The organism is Mesorhizobium sp. M0678 (assembly GCF_040320505.1).
Classification (GTDB): Bacteria; Pseudomonadota; Alphaproteobacteria; order Rhizobiales; family Rhizobiaceae; genus Mesorhizobium.
This window is the reverse complement of the sequence record NZ_JAMYPT010000018.1, coordinates 46503-60583: the sequence shown is the minus strand read 5'-3', so window position 1 is coordinate 60583 and position 14081 is coordinate 46503. Positions and strand designations below refer to the sequence as shown.

The window sequence follows — 14081 nt, the reverse complement described above, 5'->3', positions numbered from 1 at the left end:
ACCATCTTAACCGGCGCAGCAAGTCTTGGGCAGGGGCTGCAATCAGCGGCAGGCGCGATAGCCGTTCTTGCGGTTCTTGATGTCGAAATGGAAATGGTTGCGGTGATCGTAATTGTAGCCGGGGCCGAGCACGGTGGTGAAATACTGGCAGCCGTCGGCGCGGACATTGTTGAGGAAGCCGCGGGTGCGGAAGGCGAACAGGCCGGGCTTGCGGACGTCGATATCGTCGCCATTGTTGAGTTCGATGCTCATCACGTCGAGCGCATTGCCCTTGCCGTGTTCCGACAAAACACCTTCGCCGGCAATCCTGCGGCAGGAATAGCTCGAGCCCTGGTGGATGGTCTTGACGCCTGAGAAATAGCGCCAGCGGGCCGACGGCACGAGTTCGTTCCTGGTCCAGCCGGCAAAGGTGGCGGCCATGTCGCAGGTCAGCGTCGCGGCCGGCTTCATCTCGACACTGCCGATGGCCGAGACCTTGACCGGATAGTCGATCCCGCACTGGCCTTCATGGATCGGCGCAACGTCGGTGTAGACGACGCCGAGGCGTTTCAATTCCTTGCGGCAATCGATCTCTGTGGCCGGCATCTGTTCGGCCGGCGACATCGGGTTGTCCAGGCGCGGATAGGCGGCCGTCATAAAGGGATTGGACGGGACGAGGCGCTGCATACCCGAATATTGCGGCCCGGAATCTTGCGCGCCGGAATATTGCGGGTCGGAATTGGGCGGGACGGCAGCGGTCTGGCTGCCGACATCGACGGCCGGCTGCAGCGACAGCACGCTGCCGGTATTGCAGGCCGAGACCGCCGCAATGGCAAGCAGGGCGGCAAGCCTGCCGGCTATGCGCGCGCATTCTGTGTGCCGCACAGCGGCAAGCGCAGCGCGAAATAGCCCGGCCATCGGAAGGGTTCCTGTCCCCAGATGGCACAGACTCTAAACCTGAAGAGTAAAGGAAAAATCAGCGGCGCCGTTCACGCCTGCGGCCAAATTGCGGCGCCCCCATAGGCTAAGGTCACTGGCAAAACGTACCACCGTTGCGGCGCGGTTCGAGGTCGAAGTGGAGATGCTGCGAATGATCGGCGTCGCTGCCGGGGCCAAGCACGGTCTTGAACGGTCCGCAGGCTGCCTTGCGCACTGCGTTCAGGAATTTCGCGTCCTTTTCCGGCGGCGCCGGGCCGACATCGATCTCCTTCCCGTCCGAAAGCTTGAAGCTGGCGATGTCGAGCGCGTTGCCGAAGGCGTGCTCCGACAATTTGCCGCCGCCATTGCGCGACCGGCAGACAAAGGCGGAGGCCTGGCCGATCGATTTAATATCCGCGCCGAACTCGGCCTTTGCGGCAGGCTGGATGACGGACGCAGCAAAGCGGGCGGCCGCTTCCGCCATCTGGCAATTCAGCTCGGGCTCCGGGCCGATGGCGATGGATTTGCCGAGCGTCTTCAGCGCGATCGGGTAGGGGATCGAGCAACCGACTGACGTATCATGCTCTGGCTTGCGCTCCTCGAAATCGACGCCCATCGACTTCAGCCGCCTGCGGCAGGCCAATTCCTCGGCCGGCATTTCTCTCCCGGCAATGGCGGCCGATCGAGGATCAGGAAGGATTTTTTGCTCCGCCTTCTCGTCTGCCTCGGCCGGGTTTGGTGGCGCGCCTGGTGGGCCTGCCGGCGGCTCAGCCCGTGCCGGCTTTTCGGGCGGCTGCGGTGCAATCGCCGGCGGCTCCGGAGCATCCTCCGGGCGCGGTTCGGGGACCGGGATCTCGGTTGGTGGCGGCGGAGTGACTTGCTGGTTGAGCTGCGGAACTGGTGCAGTTTGCGGTAGGTCGGGTGCCTTGGCTAAAACGGGTCCCGCCAGCGGCGTAGCCGCAACGGCCAGCAGCAATCTGCCCAATCTGAAAAAGCCAAACGCCGCCATTACGTCGCAACGGCCAGAATGCAGGGAAGTTGCCTTGAGCGAGGGGGGCGGCCGATCACAATCGGTAACCGCGCCGTCACGCGCCGATCGCTTCCAAGCCTTCCTCGAGCCAGTCCGCCAGCAGCGGCATGCCGAGCAGATATTTTGCCGTGCGCTTGTTGGCGCGCTCGCGGGCGGCGGACAGCGCGTCCGTCCATTCCGTCGCGTCATAGTCGCCGCGGCCGACCCAGGCCAACGCAATCAGTTCGGCCGCTTCGTCGACATTGAGATCGTCGATCAGCTCGCGCAGTTCTTCTTCGGTGAGATCTTCGGAGCTTTCCTCGGCAAGGCCGTCATGATGGTGGTTGTCGTGCGCGTTGCCGTCGAGCTCTACCTCGTGCTCGGCGCCGTCGGCATAGTCTTCGTTGACGGCGGCGCTGAGCGCCTTCGCCTTCAGGATGAACAGGCGCACGGTGTCGGGACCGATCGAAAGCTCCCAGTCTCGTTCAACGCGTTGCTGCACCGGCCGTCTCCCTGCTTCGTGCTCGGTCGGCCCGATGATAGCGGATTTGCAGCGCTCGTCACATTATCTTGCGCGGCGGCGTTGATCGTGAAGCATGATTTCGATGCCCTCTCTTCCCGGATAAGATGGCCTTGCTGGGAGAGATCGCGGTTTTGAGATAGGATGACATTTTCCGGGACGAAACGGCGTTGGGCCGGCGTTAGTGTTGCATTGTCAGGTTCAAAGGAGAATTCGATGCGCAGACGATTGCTGATTTACGCCATGGCCATCGCCGCCCTGCCGCTGATTGCGGCTCCGGCGTTTTCGGCTGGTGAAGGCGGGGGAGGTGGCGGTGGCGGCGGCAATGGCGGCGGCCAGTCCCAGTGCAAGAAGGGGGAGGCGTGGGACAAGAAACAGAAGAAATGCGTCTCCCCGAAGCAAGGCATGCTGGACGACGACAGCATCTACGATGCCGGTCGCGCGCTGGCGATGGATGGACGCTACGACGAGGCGATCGGCGTGCTCAGCCTCGCCGCCAACAAGCAGGATCCGCGCATCCTCAATTATCTCGGCTATTCGCACCGCCATTCCGGCCGCGTCACCGTCGGCCTCGGCTATTACGAGGAAGCGCTGCGCATCGACCCGAATTACACGCTGGTGCGCGAATATCTCGGCGAGGCGCACCTGCAGATCGGCGATCTTGCCGGCGCCCAGGAACAGCTCCGCGAGATCGAGAAGCGCACGGGCAAGGGGTCTCGCGAATACGGCATGCTGTCGGAGCAGATCGATCATTTCATGAGGAGCTGATCCTCCGGAACGCTCCTCATAACCGGCTGTGAGCGATCGCAGCCGGTTTTTTGCTGTGCTGCACATGTTGGCCACAACCGAGATTTGGCATCACGGTACACGATACGATCTTGGAAACCGCCGCTTGACGTGGGGTCAGCCGTGCAATCGGTGGATGATTTTTCAAAAACCGACTTTTTGGACGTGAAAAACCCGCGAAGATTGCTATATCTTGCGAAATTGTGGTGAGACGGTTCCGTTAGCCCGAGGCTGCCGGACCGTTTTCTTTTTGTACCATCGACAAGGTCGCTCCCGATTGCGGGGGCGGCGGCAGGAAAGGTCAGGCATTATGAACAAGGTCCCGATGACAGGCGAGGGGTTCGCGTCATTGAAGGAAGAACTGCGCTGGCGCCAGCAACAGGAGCGGCCGCGTATCATCGAGGCGATTTCCGAAGCGCGCTCGCATGGCGACCTATCCGAAAATGCCGAATATCACGCGGCAAAAGAGGCACAGAGCCTCAATGAGGGCCGGGTCAACGAACTCGAGGACCTGATCGCGCGGGCCGAGGTGATCGACGTCACCAAGCTCAGCGGCGACAAGGTCAAGTTCGGCGCCACCGTGGTGCTGGTCGACGAGGATACCGAGGAGAAAAAGACCTACCAGATCGTCGGCGACCAGGAAGCGGACGTGAAGTCCGGCCGCATCTCGATCTCCTCGCCGATCGCCCGCGCCCTGATCGGCAAGGAAGTCGGCGACGCCATTGAGGTCAATGCGCCAGGCGGCGCCAGGGGCTACGAGATCGTCCAGGTGCAGTTCATCTAGGGGATTGGCGCTGCTCTGCCTTCTCCCCTTGTGGGAGAAGGTGGCCTCGCGAAGCGAGGTCGGATGAGGGGTGTTCCAGCTTGGCTCCCTCCGCACTCCGTCCAACACCCCTCATCCGTCTTGGCGCTGCGCGCCAATCCACCTTCTCCCACAAGGGGAGAAGGGAAGGGGCAACGCTGACCTTTCCGATTGAATTGATTGAGCAAATCAGCGGCCACCGGCCTGACCAAGCGTCTGGCGCTCCACAAGCCTTTCGGCTTCCGCCATCACCTCCGGCGGCGTGACGCTGTGGCCGGGCCTGGCTAGCAGCGTCGATGAGAATGGCCCGCGCGGACCGGTCAGGCCAGGCTCGGTAGCGAGGAATATCGCCACCGTCGGCAGGCCGAAAGCGCTGGCGAGATGGGTCAGGCCGGTGTCGGCGCCGATGACCAGCGCCGAGCCGCCGATGACGGCGGCGATCTCGGCTAGCGGCGACCTGGGAACCACCACGGTTTGCGAAATGGCGCGGGCGATCGCCTCGGCAACCGCCTGTTCCCGGTCGTTCGACCAGGTGGTGACCGGCGTCATTCCCATGTTCACCAGCAGGCGGGCGGTTTCGATCCAGTCCGCGACCGGCCATTTCTTGTCCTCGCGGCTGGTGCCGTGCAGCAGGAAGGCGGTCTTTTCACCGGCAAAAGTCGATCTTCCGGCTGGCGGCGCGATACCCGATTCAAGCCTGGAAAAATCCGGCTCGTAGCCGAGCGCCAGCCCGAACAGGCGTTTCGTGCGCTCGATGGCATGCAGGCCGCGCGGCACGGCATAGCGATGGCCATGAAACAGGCTTGCCGAAGGCTCGCGGGCGCTCGACCGATCGAACCCGGCGACCGGGGCTGCCGCCAGCCGCGCCACCAGCGCCGATTTCAGCAAGCCTTGTGCATCGAGGACGAGGTCGTAGCGGCAATCGCGCAAGGCGCGGCGCAAGCCGACCACTTCCCGCCATGTGCCGGGCTCGAGCAGCTTCCTGCGCCAGCGCCGGATCGCCACGCTGTGGATGGTTTGGATGGCTGGATGCAGCGCCACGATGCCGGCAAATGCCTCTTCGACACACCAGTCGAAGGAGATATCCGGCCGAGCGCGGCGCGCGTCCTCGATCGCCGGGAAGGTGTGGATGACGTCGCCCATGGACGATGTCTTGACGATCAGCACTTTCATGCGGCGGCCGGCATTTCCAGCAGCCGCTCCGCCGCCGCCACGACGCGTTCGACCTCCAGCGTGTTCAGGCAGTTGAGATGACCGAGCGGGCAGATTTTTTTGTGGCAGGGCGAACAGGACAGGCCGAGCCAGAGCAGTTCGCGGCGCTCGGCGAGCGGCGGCGTGTTCTGCGGCGAGGTCGAGCCGTAAACGGCGACTACCGGCGTGCCGACGGCGGCGGCGACATGCATCAGCCCGCTGTCGTTGGAGACGGCGAGCCTCGCCGCCGCGATCAGGTCGATGGCATCCTCGAGCCGCGTCTGGCCGGCAAGATCGACGGCGCCCGGAGCCAGCGCGGCGATTTCAGCCGTCACCCCAGCGTCGTTCTTCGACCCGAACAGCGCGACGCCAAACCCTTTCGCCATCATCTCACGGGCAAGGCCGGCATAGTGTTCGCTCGGCCAGCGCTTGGCCGGGCCGAATTCTGCGCCGGGCATGACTGCCACGAATTTCCCCGCTGTCAGCCCGAAACGGCTGAGCAGTGCCGCCTGGCTGGCTTGATCGACGGCGAGCTTCGGCGCCTGGAAGGCGCCACCACGGGCAAGGCTGAAATAGGCCTGCGCGGTGCGCCGTTTCAGGCGATCGGGCAAGGGCACGATGTCGGTCAGTAGCCCGTAGCGCATTTCCTTGAGATGGCCGACACGGCGCGGAATGCCGGCAAAGAACGGGATCAGCGCCGACTTCCAGCTTCCCGGCAGGACAAAGGCCATGTCGTAGCGGCCGCGCAGCAGGCGGCCGAAGCGCCTTCGGGTGCGGAATTCGAACGTGCCGGATTGCAGCGGCAGGTCGATCTGCTGGCGGATTTCGGGCATGCGCTTGACCAGCGGTGCTGCCCACGCCGGCGCCAGCACGTCGATGGCGGCGTTCGGATGAAGCTCCCTCAGCGCCTGGAACAGGCACTGCGCCATCACCATGTCGCCCACCCAGCGTGGGCCGATCACGAGGATCGTTGGGCTTTCAGCCATTCGACATAGTCTCTGACGCCGGTTTCCACTGTGCGGAACTGGCCATTGTAACCGGCTGCGCGCAAGCGGGACATATCAGCTTGCGTAAAGCTCTGGTAGCTGCCCTTGAGGTGGTCGGGAAACTCGATGAACTCGATCTGGCCTTGGCCGAGCGTATCGATCACCGTTTCGGCAATGGCGCGGAACGGCTGAGCCTTGCCTGTGCCGCAGTTGAAGATGCCGCTCGAGCCGCGTTTCCACAGCCACAGATTGACGTCGGCGACATCGCCGACATGGATGAAGTCGCGGCTCTGCTCGCCGGGCCCGAAACCACCATAGGCGCCGAACAGCTTCGGGTTCTGCCCTTGCTCGACTTGGTTGAACAGATGGAAGGCGACAGAGGCCATGGCGCCCTTATGCGCCTCGCGCGGTCCGTAGACGTTGAAATAACGCAGGCCCGCCACCGGCGAATGGTCGGTATCGAACACGGTACGGCGGACATAGTCGTCGAACAGCTTTTTCGAATAGGCATAGACGTTGAGCGGGCGTTCGTATTGCGGCTCCTCGCGGAACTCGGCGCCGCCGCCATAGACGGAAGCGGAGGAGGCATAGAGAAACGGCACGCGCAGGGCCAGGCAGGCGTGCAGCAGGCGCTTCGAATAGGTGTAGTTGACCTCCATCATGAACTTGCCGTTCCATTCGGTGGTGGTCGAGCAGGCACCCTGGTGGAAAACCGCCTCGATGCGGCCGAGGTCGCCGGCCTCCATCCGCGCCAGAAAATCGTCCTTGTCGAGATAATCGGCGATCTCGAGATCGGCGAGGTTGGCGATCTTGTGGCCGTCGGTGAGGTCGTCGACGACGAGGATGTCGCTGAAACCGTCGGCGTTGAGCGCGGCGACGATGTTGGAACCGATCATGCCGGCGCCGCCCGTGACGATGATCATGAAAGCCTCTGGTACCTTGTGCCGGTTGTAGCCCTTGTGGGATTCTGGCCTTATAGGGGAGGCGGGCCGGGCTGTCGACAAAGCAGGTGGCGGGGCGGCCGGATGAGCGCCACAGTGCCGCCGCAAAGCTCTCGCTTCAGTCGGTGACCACCGGCGAAGCGTGACAGGAGCAAGGTAATGCCGTCAACCGAACTGCTTGTCGCCTTTTTCGCCACCACGGCGATCTTCGCCTATATCCCCGGTCCCGCCATGCTCTATGCCGCCGCGCAAACCATGGCGCGCGGCCGCTGGTCCGGGCTGATGGCGGCGCTCGGCATCCATCTCGGCGGTTACGTTCATGTCTTCGCCGCCGCCGTCGGCCTGTCGGTGCTTTTCCATGCCGTGCCGGTGCTTTACATGGCGGTCAAGCTGGTCGGTGCGCTGTATCTGATCTGGCTCGGTGTTTCTTTGTTTCGCGCCAAGGCGCAAGGCGACGTTGTCTTGCCGGGAATTCAGCCGAAATCCGCCCGCCGCGCGTTTTTCGAGAGCGTTGCCGTCGAGGTGCTCAACCCGAAAACGGCGATTTTCTTCATGGCGTTCCTGCCGCAATTCATCGATGCCTCGGCAGCGTTTCCGGTCTGGCTGCAGTTCGTCGTGCTTGGAACGATCGTCAATTTGATGTTCTCGTCGGCCGACATTGTTTGCGTGGTGCTGGCCGGCGCGGTGATCGCCAGGCTGCGGCAGTCGAGCCGGGCGCAGCGCCTGATGCGGCGCGCCGGCGGTACGATGCTTGTTGGGCTGGGCGTGCATGTCGCGTTGCAGAAAAGCTGACGCACTGTCTCGCCGCGGCGATCGGTCGAAGGCCTGCCGTTGCGTCGGCTGAAATTGCGGTATATCGGCATCGCCATGAACGGCCGGCCCTGCCAATCGAATCCCCCGTCACTGAAAATCGGCTCTCCCACGCGTTGACATGATCAAGCTGCCCTCTCCCGAACCTCTTCACCGCGCCATTTCGCGCTTCGGTGGCGCCACCGTGCTGGTGGTCGGCGATTTCATCCTCGACCGTTTCGTCAACGGCGTGATCGAGCGCATTTCGCCGGAAGCGCCGATCCCCGTGCTGCACGGGCGCGGCGAAACGCTGGCGATGGGCGGCGCCGGCAATGTCGTCGCCAACATCGTTTCGCTCGGCGCTGCCGTGATACCGGTCTCGGTGATCGGCGCTGACGAGGCCGGCAAGAACCTCATGCGCATGCTCGGCGACTTTGGCGTCGACACCGGCGGGCTGGCGCAGGATGCCGATCGCATGACGTCGTCCAAAAGCCGCTTCAGCGCGCTCAACCAGCAGGTGCTGCGTTTCGACGAAGAGGAAATCAAGCCGCTGGGCGATGCCGAGCGCGCGACATTGGTCGGGCATTTTCGCGAAGCGCTGGCACGCGCCGACATCGTCATTCTGTCCGACTATGGCAAGGGCGTGCTGCTCGACGGCGTCGCCGGCGAGCTGATCTCGATCTGTCGGGAAGCGGGCAAGCCGGTGCTGGTCGACCCGAAGGGCCGCGACTATGCGCGTTATGCCGGCGCGACGGCAATCACGCCCAATCGCAAGGAACTCGGCGAGGCGGTCGGCCGCGCAGTGTTTGCCGACGACGAAATCGAGGCGGCGGCACGCCAGCTGATTTCGGCGCACGGTTTCGATTTCGTCGTCGCGACGCGCAGCGAAAAGGGCATGAGCGTCGTCGGTGCGGACGACGCCCGCCATATCGCCACGCAGGCGCGCGAAGTGTTCGACGTTTCGGGCGCCGGCGACACGGTAATCGCGACCTTCGCGCTGGCTCTTGCAGCAGGGGCTGATCGTGTCATGGCCGGATCGATCGCCAACGCCGCCGGCGGTGTTGTCGTCGGCAAGCGCGGCACGGCGCGGCTGACGATCGAGGAGCTCACCGGTGCGCTGTTTGCCTCGCATGGTCCGGTCGCCCACTTGGATGCGATCCTCGATGCCGCCGCCGCCGCGCGGCTGGTGGCGGGCTGGAAAAACGAGGGCTTGAGCGTCGGCTTCACCAATGGCTGTTTCGATATCCTGCATGCCGGCCATGTCAGCCTGTTGCATGCGGCGCGCAGCCAGTGCGACCGGCTGGTGCTCGGCCTCAACAGCGATGCCTCGGTGCGCCGGCTGAAAGGGCCGGGGCGCCCGGTCAACGACCAGCATGACCGGGCCTGCGTGCTGGCAGCACTTGCCTCGGTCGACGCCGTCGTCATCTTCGAGGAGGATACGCCGCTTTCGCTGATCGAGGCGCTGAGCCCCGACATACTGGTCAAGGGCGCCGACTATAAGGTCGATCAGGTGGTTGGCGCCGATGTCGTGCAGAAGGCCGGCGGGCGCGTCGTGCTGGTCGACCTCGTCGCCGGCAAGAGCACGACCGGCACCATCGGCAGATTGCGCGCCGGGAACTGAGGGTTTCATGTCCGAACTGAACGATTACCTGGCCCGCTCGGCGGCCGCGATTTCGGCGATGGTCGAGCGCGACCTGACCAGCGAGATGGAGCGGGCGGTCAGCGCCGTCGTCGCCGCGCTTTCGCAGGGCAAGGCGCTGCTGATAGCAGGCAATGGCGGTTCGGCCAGCGACGCCATCCACATCGCCGGCGAGCTGGTCGGCCGCTTCCTCAGGGAGCGCAAGGCCTACAACGTCATCGCGCTGCCGGCCAACGCGGCGGTGCTGACCGCCTGGGGCAATGATTATGGCTTCGACACGGTGTTTGCGCGCCAGGTCGAGGCGCATGGTTCGGCGGGCGCCGTGCTGCTCGCCATCTCGACCAGCGGCAATTCGCCAAGCATCCTCGCCGCCGCCCAACAGGCGCGCATGATGGGCATGACGGTGGTCAGCCTGACCGGCGACACCGGCGGCAAGCTGAAGCCGCTCTCCGACATCCTGCTCAACGTACCCTCGACCTCGACGCCGATCATCCAGCAGGGGCATTTGTGCCTCTACCACCATTTGTGCGAAATGGTCGAAACACGCCTCTGCGACGCAGGGTGATCCTCGAACTCTCAGGACCTGGGTTCCTCGCCCTCCGCGAAGCGGGGGAGAGGTGGCCGCGAAGCGGCCGGAGAGGGGGCTTCGTTGAGCGCGGTTCCCCTCTCCGTGTCGGCTTCGCCGAGACACCTCTCCCCACTTTCGTGGGGCGAGGAACCCAAGCTGGCATGAAGCCGCATTCTAACGCTGAAGGCGCAATTTTGTTCTTGCTTTGTGCCGGCAGCTATGCTAATAATCTGGGTATGGTGATGATTTCCACCGACGATCCCGTCCGCCGAGGCGGGTTTTTTGTTTCCGGGTTTTTGTTTCGCAGCCGCTTTGCCTGCTCTCTCAACCCGAAAACGCCACCAGCCCTTCGTCTTTGACCCGGCGGATGGTCAGCGCGGTTCGCACCGTATCGACATTGGGGGCCGAGGCCAGTTCCTCGATGACGAAGGTCTGGAAGGTGCCGAGATCGCTCGCCACGCAATGTAGCAGGAAATCGGACTCGCCCGACACCATCCAGGCGTCGCGCACGATCGGCCAGCCGCGGGTGCGCTCGGCGAAGGTCTTGAGTTCGGCGTCGGCCTGGTGATGCAGGCCGATCAGACAGAAGGCGACGACGTCGAGGCCGAGCGCCGGAGCGTTGAGCAAAGCGCGGTAGCCGCGGATGATGCCGGCCTCTTCCAGCCGCCTGACGCGGCGCAGGCACGGCGGCGCCGAAATGCCGACGCGGCTCGACAGTTCGACATTGGTCATGCGTCCGTCCTGCTGAAGCTCGCGCAGGATCTTCCAGTCGATGGCATCGAGATCGGCCTTGATCGGCATGGTGGCTTCCGTGGTGACGCGAAAGAATCTTTCGCGACTTTGTAATTAAACGACTTTGCTGTCTATTCCATCCGCTGGATCGAGGATTTTCGCATCATCTTGCTGCGGGTTGCTTGTCGCCGTCGCCGGCGCCGAAGCTTTCCGGGGACGAACGGCAACTTGCCTTGCTGGCGTCGCAGGCAACACTTACATTACGCGCAACAATCGACGAGAGTTCATGCCACAATCCATGGCTGCTCCCCGCAGAGGTTTTTCATGATCACCAAGCATGCGCCTGTTCTCATCATCGGCTCCGGCCCCGCCGGCTATACGGCGGCGATCTATGCCGCCCGCGCCATGCTCAAGCCGATGCTGGTCGCCGGCCTGCAGCAGGGCGGGCAACTGATGATCACCACCGATGTCGAAAACTATCCGGGCTTCGCCGAACCGATCCAGGGTCCATGGCTGATGAGCGAGATGCTCAGGCAGGCCGAGCATGTCGGCACCGACATCGTCAACGACATCATCACCGAGGTCGACCTCAACGTGCGGCCGTTCCGCGCCAAGGGCGATTCCGGCACGATCTATACCGCCGACGCGCTGATCATCGCCACCGGCGCCCAGGCCAAATGGCTGGGCATCCCGAGCGAACACACCTTTATGGGATTTGGCGTCTCGGCCTGCGCCACCTGCGACGGCTTCTTCTATCGCGGCAAGGATGTCGCGGTGATCGGCGGCGGCAATTCGGCGGTGGAGGAAGCGCTCTATCTCTCCAACCTGGCCAAGAGCGTCACCGTCATCCACAGGCGCAGCGATTTCCGCGCCGAGCGCATCCTGCGCGAGCGGCTGCTGCGGAAAGATAATGTCCGCGTCATCTGGGACACGGTGGTCGACGAGATCACCGGCAGGCCCGGCAAGGCGCCGCTACCGCCCTCGGTCGAAGGGCTGAAGCTGCGCAACGTGGTGACCGGGCAGGAGATGCATCTGGTGGTCGACGGCGTGTTCGTGGCGATCGGCCACGCGCCGGCGGTCGAGCTGTTTGCCGGCAAGCTGAAGCAGAAGCCGAACGGCTATCTGTGGACGGCGCCGGATTCGACCCGCACCGACATGCCGGGCGTGTTCGCCGCCGGCGACGTAACCGACGACATCTACCGCCAGGCGGTGACGGCGGCCGGGCTCGGCTGCATGGCCGCGCTCGAGGCGGAAAAATATCTGGCGGGGATCGAGGTTCACCGCGAAGCGGCGGAGTGATTGTTCGATAAGCGGCTGAGAAAAGCCGCGCAAAAGCCTGATTTTTCATTCAGACGCCGAAAACAGGCGGACGCCAGAAAACAGGACGAGGGGAAATCATGGCGTTGGATTGGGACAAGCTACGCGTGTTTCACGCCGCGGCGGAAGCGGGGTCGTTCACCCATGCCGCGGAAACACTGCATTTGTCGCAATCGGCGATCTCGCGGCAGGTCAGCGCGCTCGAGCATGACGTCGGCGTGCCGCTGTTCAATCGCCACGCCCGCGGCCTGGTGCTGACCGAGCAGGGCGAGATGCTGTTCCGCACGGCACACGACGTGCTGATGAAGCTCGAAACCATCAAATCGCGACTGACCGAAACCAAGGACCGGCCCTCCGGCGTGCTCAGGGTGACGACGACGGTCGGCCTCGGCGCAGGCTGGCTGACCGAGCGCGTGCAAGAGTTCATCGAGCTCTATCCCGAGGTCAGCCTGCAGCTCATCCTGGCCAATGAGGAGCTCGATCTCACGATGCGCCAGGCCGACTGCGCCATCCGGCTGCGCCAGCCGCAGCAGCCCGACCTCATCCAGCGTCGCCTGTTCACCGTGCATTTTCATCTCTACGCGGCGCCCTCCTATGTGAACAAATACGGCAAGCCGAATTCGATTGCCGAGCTGAAGGCCCATCGCATCGTCACCTTCGGCGTGCCGGTGCCGGCGCATCTGTCGGAACTGAACTGGCTGGAAACGGTCGGCGATTTCGAAGGCGGGCAAAGGGTACCGACGCTGCAGATCAACGACATCCTGTCGATCAAGCGCGCGGTACAGGGCGGCGCGGGCATCGCCATGCTGCCCGATTACGTGGTCAGCAAGGATTCCGGACTGGTGCAGTTGCTGCCCGAGACCGAGGTGCCGTCCTTCGATACCTACTTCGCCTATCCCGACGCGATGAAGAACCAGGCGAAGCTGCATGTCTTCCGCGATTTCATCATCGCCAAGGCGCGCAGCTGGTCGTTTTAGTTTCTAGATTCTGTCGACAAGGTATCCTTTTTGCCGTGATCGCCCAAGTAGACGGCACCATACGGGTTGAATTTGAAGTCGTCTTCTTCGTACGCTTCGATGGGTAGCAGTATCCCATTGTTACGGACTAAACTCAGCCCGACGCCTTCGGTAAACATCTCATCGGCAACACGGTCGATTATCGAGCTGAGCACCAGCTCATCGTCGGAAAGACTCCTTGGCGCGAAGACCTCTGGCAGACCGACGAGATGGAAACCGACGCTACAGAGGAACTTTCCGTCACTTAACGGCCGCTTGCTGAAGGCAAGGCGGCAAGTACGGGCTAAACTCGGGCCGTCCTCGGCGTTTTCCGCATCACGGCCAAGTTGTTTCCATCGAGCCGCACCGTGCGCAATGCCAGCACTCTCGCCTTTTGCGGCAATAGCATCACTGTTCAGCGCATGCACGATTAAGCGAAGGGCGATTGCCGACGTCCCAACGGTACTTTCGATATCCATATGGGGACCAAGTACATAAATCACGCAACCGTGCTCATGGACGGCCGCTTGGTCCTCTTTAGTCCGTCCCCCCTTATGTACCCGATCCCAAGACACATCGAACGACTCAACCATGCGATCATCCGGCGCGTCCTGCGAAAAGTGCGTATCAATTTCAAACCCCGGGGCGAAATTGTCGATTGCCGACTGAACTGAGCGACACAGCTCAGAATATCCACCCTGCCTTCCCAGCATGCAGAGCACATGGCGTGGCTGAAATTCTGAAAAGCTCATTTATGTCGACCCTACAACACTCCAAAGAGCGATCGGCGAAAGCGTCCTTCTCCCCGTCACTATAACGGAGAAGATAGCGGCAGCCAGAAGGGGCAGCACCAGCCTTTTTGTCTGATGTCGTACTTGGTCTGCGATTGCTAATGCATGTCGCGCAAAA

Annotated in this window: 15 protein-coding genes; 7 read left to right on the top strand and 8 right to left on the bottom strand. The window is 63.1% G+C overall.

The features are described from left to right. Positions 1-42 precede the first annotated feature (42 nt). The 3 genes from NKI29_RS25380 to NKI29_RS25370 all read right to left on the bottom strand — a co-directional run bounded on the left by NKI29_RS25380 (position 43) and on the right by NKI29_RS25370 (position 2408). Positions 43-897: an extensin-like domain-containing protein gene (locus NKI29_RS25380; protein WP_023678356.1), complete on the bottom strand. Its 855-nt coding sequence runs from the start codon at positions 895-897 to the stop codon at positions 43-45. 112 nt (positions 898-1009) lie between these two features. Further along, positions 1010-1555, bottom strand: a complete 546-nt coding sequence (locus NKI29_RS33515; RefSeq protein WP_023678355.1) for an extensin-like domain-containing protein — start codon at positions 1553-1555, stop codon at positions 1010-1012. A 427-nt stretch (positions 1556-1982) separates the two neighbouring features. Then, positions 1983-2408 carry a DUF3775 domain-containing protein gene (locus tag NKI29_RS25370; RefSeq protein WP_023678354.1) on the bottom strand — a complete coding sequence of 142 codons (426 nt, stop codon included), beginning with the start codon at positions 2406-2408 and terminating at the stop codon, positions 1983-1985. A 234-nt stretch (positions 2409-2642) separates the two neighbouring features. Here NKI29_RS25370 and NKI29_RS25365 point away from each other — a divergent pair, with 234 nt between their 5' ends. Next, complete coding sequence (locus NKI29_RS25365) at positions 2643-3194, top strand: tetratricopeptide repeat protein (RefSeq protein ID WP_352756411.1); 552 nt, start codon at positions 2643-2645, stop codon at positions 3192-3194. Between the two features lie 328 nt (positions 3195-3522). Further along, positions 3523-3996, top strand: a complete 474-nt coding sequence (greA, locus tag NKI29_RS25360) for a transcription elongation factor GreA (protein WP_023719113.1) — start codon at positions 3523-3525, stop codon at positions 3994-3996. A gap of 207 nt (positions 3997-4203) precedes the next feature. Here greA and waaC read toward each other — a convergent pair whose 3' ends face one another. From waaC to rfaD, 3 genes are read right to left on the bottom strand one after another with little or no spacing between them, the layout of a single operon-like run. Further along, positions 4204-5187, bottom strand: a complete 984-nt coding sequence (waaC, locus tag NKI29_RS25355; protein ID WP_352567963.1) for a lipopolysaccharide heptosyltransferase I — start codon at positions 5185-5187, stop codon at positions 4204-4206. Further along, positions 5184-6191, bottom strand: a complete 1008-nt coding sequence (waaF, locus tag NKI29_RS25350; protein ID WP_023678352.1) for a lipopolysaccharide heptosyltransferase II — start codon at positions 6189-6191, stop codon at positions 5184-5186. The genes waaC and waaF overlap by 4 nt, the downstream gene beginning before the upstream one ends. Next, positions 6164-7114, bottom strand: a complete 951-nt coding sequence (rfaD, locus tag NKI29_RS25345) for an ADP-glyceromanno-heptose 6-epimerase (protein ID WP_023678351.1) — start codon at positions 7112-7114, stop codon at positions 6164-6166. Before rfaD ends, waaF begins: the two co-directional genes overlap by 28 nt. 177 nt (positions 7115-7291) lie before the next feature. Here rfaD and NKI29_RS25340 point away from each other — a divergent pair, with 177 nt between their 5' ends. From NKI29_RS25340 to NKI29_RS25330, 3 genes are all read left to right on the top strand, one after another. Then, a complete protein-coding gene (locus NKI29_RS25340) occupies positions 7292-7924 on the top strand; it encodes a LysE family translocator (protein WP_352567962.1) in 633 nt (210 codons plus the stop codon). Positions 7925-8063: 139 nt separating this feature from the next. Next, on the top strand, positions 8064-9542 hold the full coding sequence (rfaE1, locus tag NKI29_RS25335) for a D-glycero-beta-D-manno-heptose-7-phosphate kinase (protein WP_352797543.1): 1479 nt from the start codon (positions 8064-8066) through the stop codon (positions 9540-9542). Between the two features lie 7 nt (positions 9543-9549). Beyond that, complete coding sequence (locus NKI29_RS25330; RefSeq protein WP_352586848.1) at positions 9550-10125, top strand: D-sedoheptulose-7-phosphate isomerase; 576 nt, start codon at positions 9550-9552, stop codon at positions 10123-10125. 327 nt (positions 10126-10452) lie between these two features. Here NKI29_RS25330 and NKI29_RS25325 read toward each other — a convergent pair whose 3' ends face one another. After that, the gene (locus NKI29_RS25325; RefSeq protein ID WP_352749915.1) at positions 10453-10929 is read right to left on the bottom strand and encodes an Lrp/AsnC family transcriptional regulator; all 477 of its coding nucleotides are present in this window, start codon (positions 10927-10929) and stop codon (positions 10453-10455) included. A gap of 255 nt (positions 10930-11184) precedes the next feature. Between NKI29_RS25325 and trxB the strand changes: the two genes are divergently transcribed. Together trxB and NKI29_RS25315 are read left to right on the top strand one after the other, a co-directional pair. Continuing rightward, the gene (gene trxB / locus NKI29_RS25320) at positions 11185-12159 is read left to right on the top strand and encodes a thioredoxin-disulfide reductase (protein ID WP_352450433.1); all 975 of its coding nucleotides are present in this window, start codon (positions 11185-11187) and stop codon (positions 12157-12159) included. A gap of 98 nt (positions 12160-12257) precedes the next feature. Continuing rightward, positions 12258-13154, top strand: a complete 897-nt coding sequence (locus NKI29_RS25315; protein WP_023719100.1) for a LysR family transcriptional regulator — start codon at positions 12258-12260, stop codon at positions 13152-13154. Here NKI29_RS25315 and NKI29_RS25310 read toward each other — a convergent pair. Beyond that, a complete protein-coding gene (locus NKI29_RS25310) occupies positions 13151-13924 on the bottom strand; it encodes a hypothetical protein (protein WP_352683556.1) in 774 nt (257 codons plus the stop codon). The genes NKI29_RS25315 and NKI29_RS25310 overlap by 4 nt on opposite strands. Positions 13925-14081: the final 157 nt, after the last annotated feature.

Bases quoted from the DNA above. Each gene is read 5' to 3' on its own strand.
- NKI29_RS25330 (WP_352586848.1), top strand. From the start codon at position 9,550: ATGTCCGAACTGAACGATTACCTGGCCCGCTCGGCGGCCGCGATTTCG.
- rfaE1 (WP_352797543.1), top strand. From the start codon at position 8,064: ATGATCAAGCTGCCCTCTCCCGAACCTCTTCACCGCGCCATTTCGCGC.
- NKI29_RS25365 (WP_352756411.1), top strand. From the start codon at position 2,643: ATGCGCAGACGATTGCTGATTTACGCCATGGCCATCGCCGCCCTGCCG.
- NKI29_RS33515 (WP_023678355.1), bottom strand. From the start codon at position 1,555: ATGCCGGCCGAGGAATTGGCCTGCCGCAGGCGGCTGAAGTCGATGGGC.
- waaC (WP_352567963.1), bottom strand. From the start codon at position 5,187: ATGAAAGTGCTGATCGTCAAGACATCGTCCATGGGCGACGTCATCCAC.
- rfaD (WP_023678351.1), bottom strand. From the start codon at position 7,114: ATGATCATCGTCACGGGCGGCGCCGGCATGATCGGTTCCAACATCGTC.
- NKI29_RS25380 (WP_023678356.1), bottom strand. From the start codon at position 897: ATGGCCGGGCTATTTCGCGCTGCGCTTGCCGCTGTGCGGCACACAGAA.
- NKI29_RS25315 (WP_023719100.1), top strand. From the start codon at position 12,258: ATGGCGTTGGATTGGGACAAGCTACGCGTGTTTCACGCCGCGGCGGAA.
- trxB (WP_352450433.1), top strand. From the start codon at position 11,185: ATGATCACCAAGCATGCGCCTGTTCTCATCATCGGCTCCGGCCCCGCC.
- greA (WP_023719113.1), top strand. From the start codon at position 3,523: ATGAACAAGGTCCCGATGACAGGCGAGGGGTTCGCGTCATTGAAGGAA.
- NKI29_RS25310 (WP_352683556.1), bottom strand. From the start codon at position 13,924: ATGAGCTTTTCAGAATTTCAGCCACGCCATGTGCTCTGCATGCTGGGA.
- waaF (WP_023678352.1), bottom strand. From the start codon at position 6,191: ATGGCTGAAAGCCCAACGATCCTCGTGATCGGCCCACGCTGGGTGGGC.
- NKI29_RS25325 (WP_352749915.1), bottom strand. From the start codon at position 10,929: ATGCCGATCAAGGCCGATCTCGATGCCATCGACTGGAAGATCCTGCGC.
- NKI29_RS25340 (WP_352567962.1), top strand. From the start codon at position 7,292: ATGCCGTCAACCGAACTGCTTGTCGCCTTTTTCGCCACCACGGCGATC.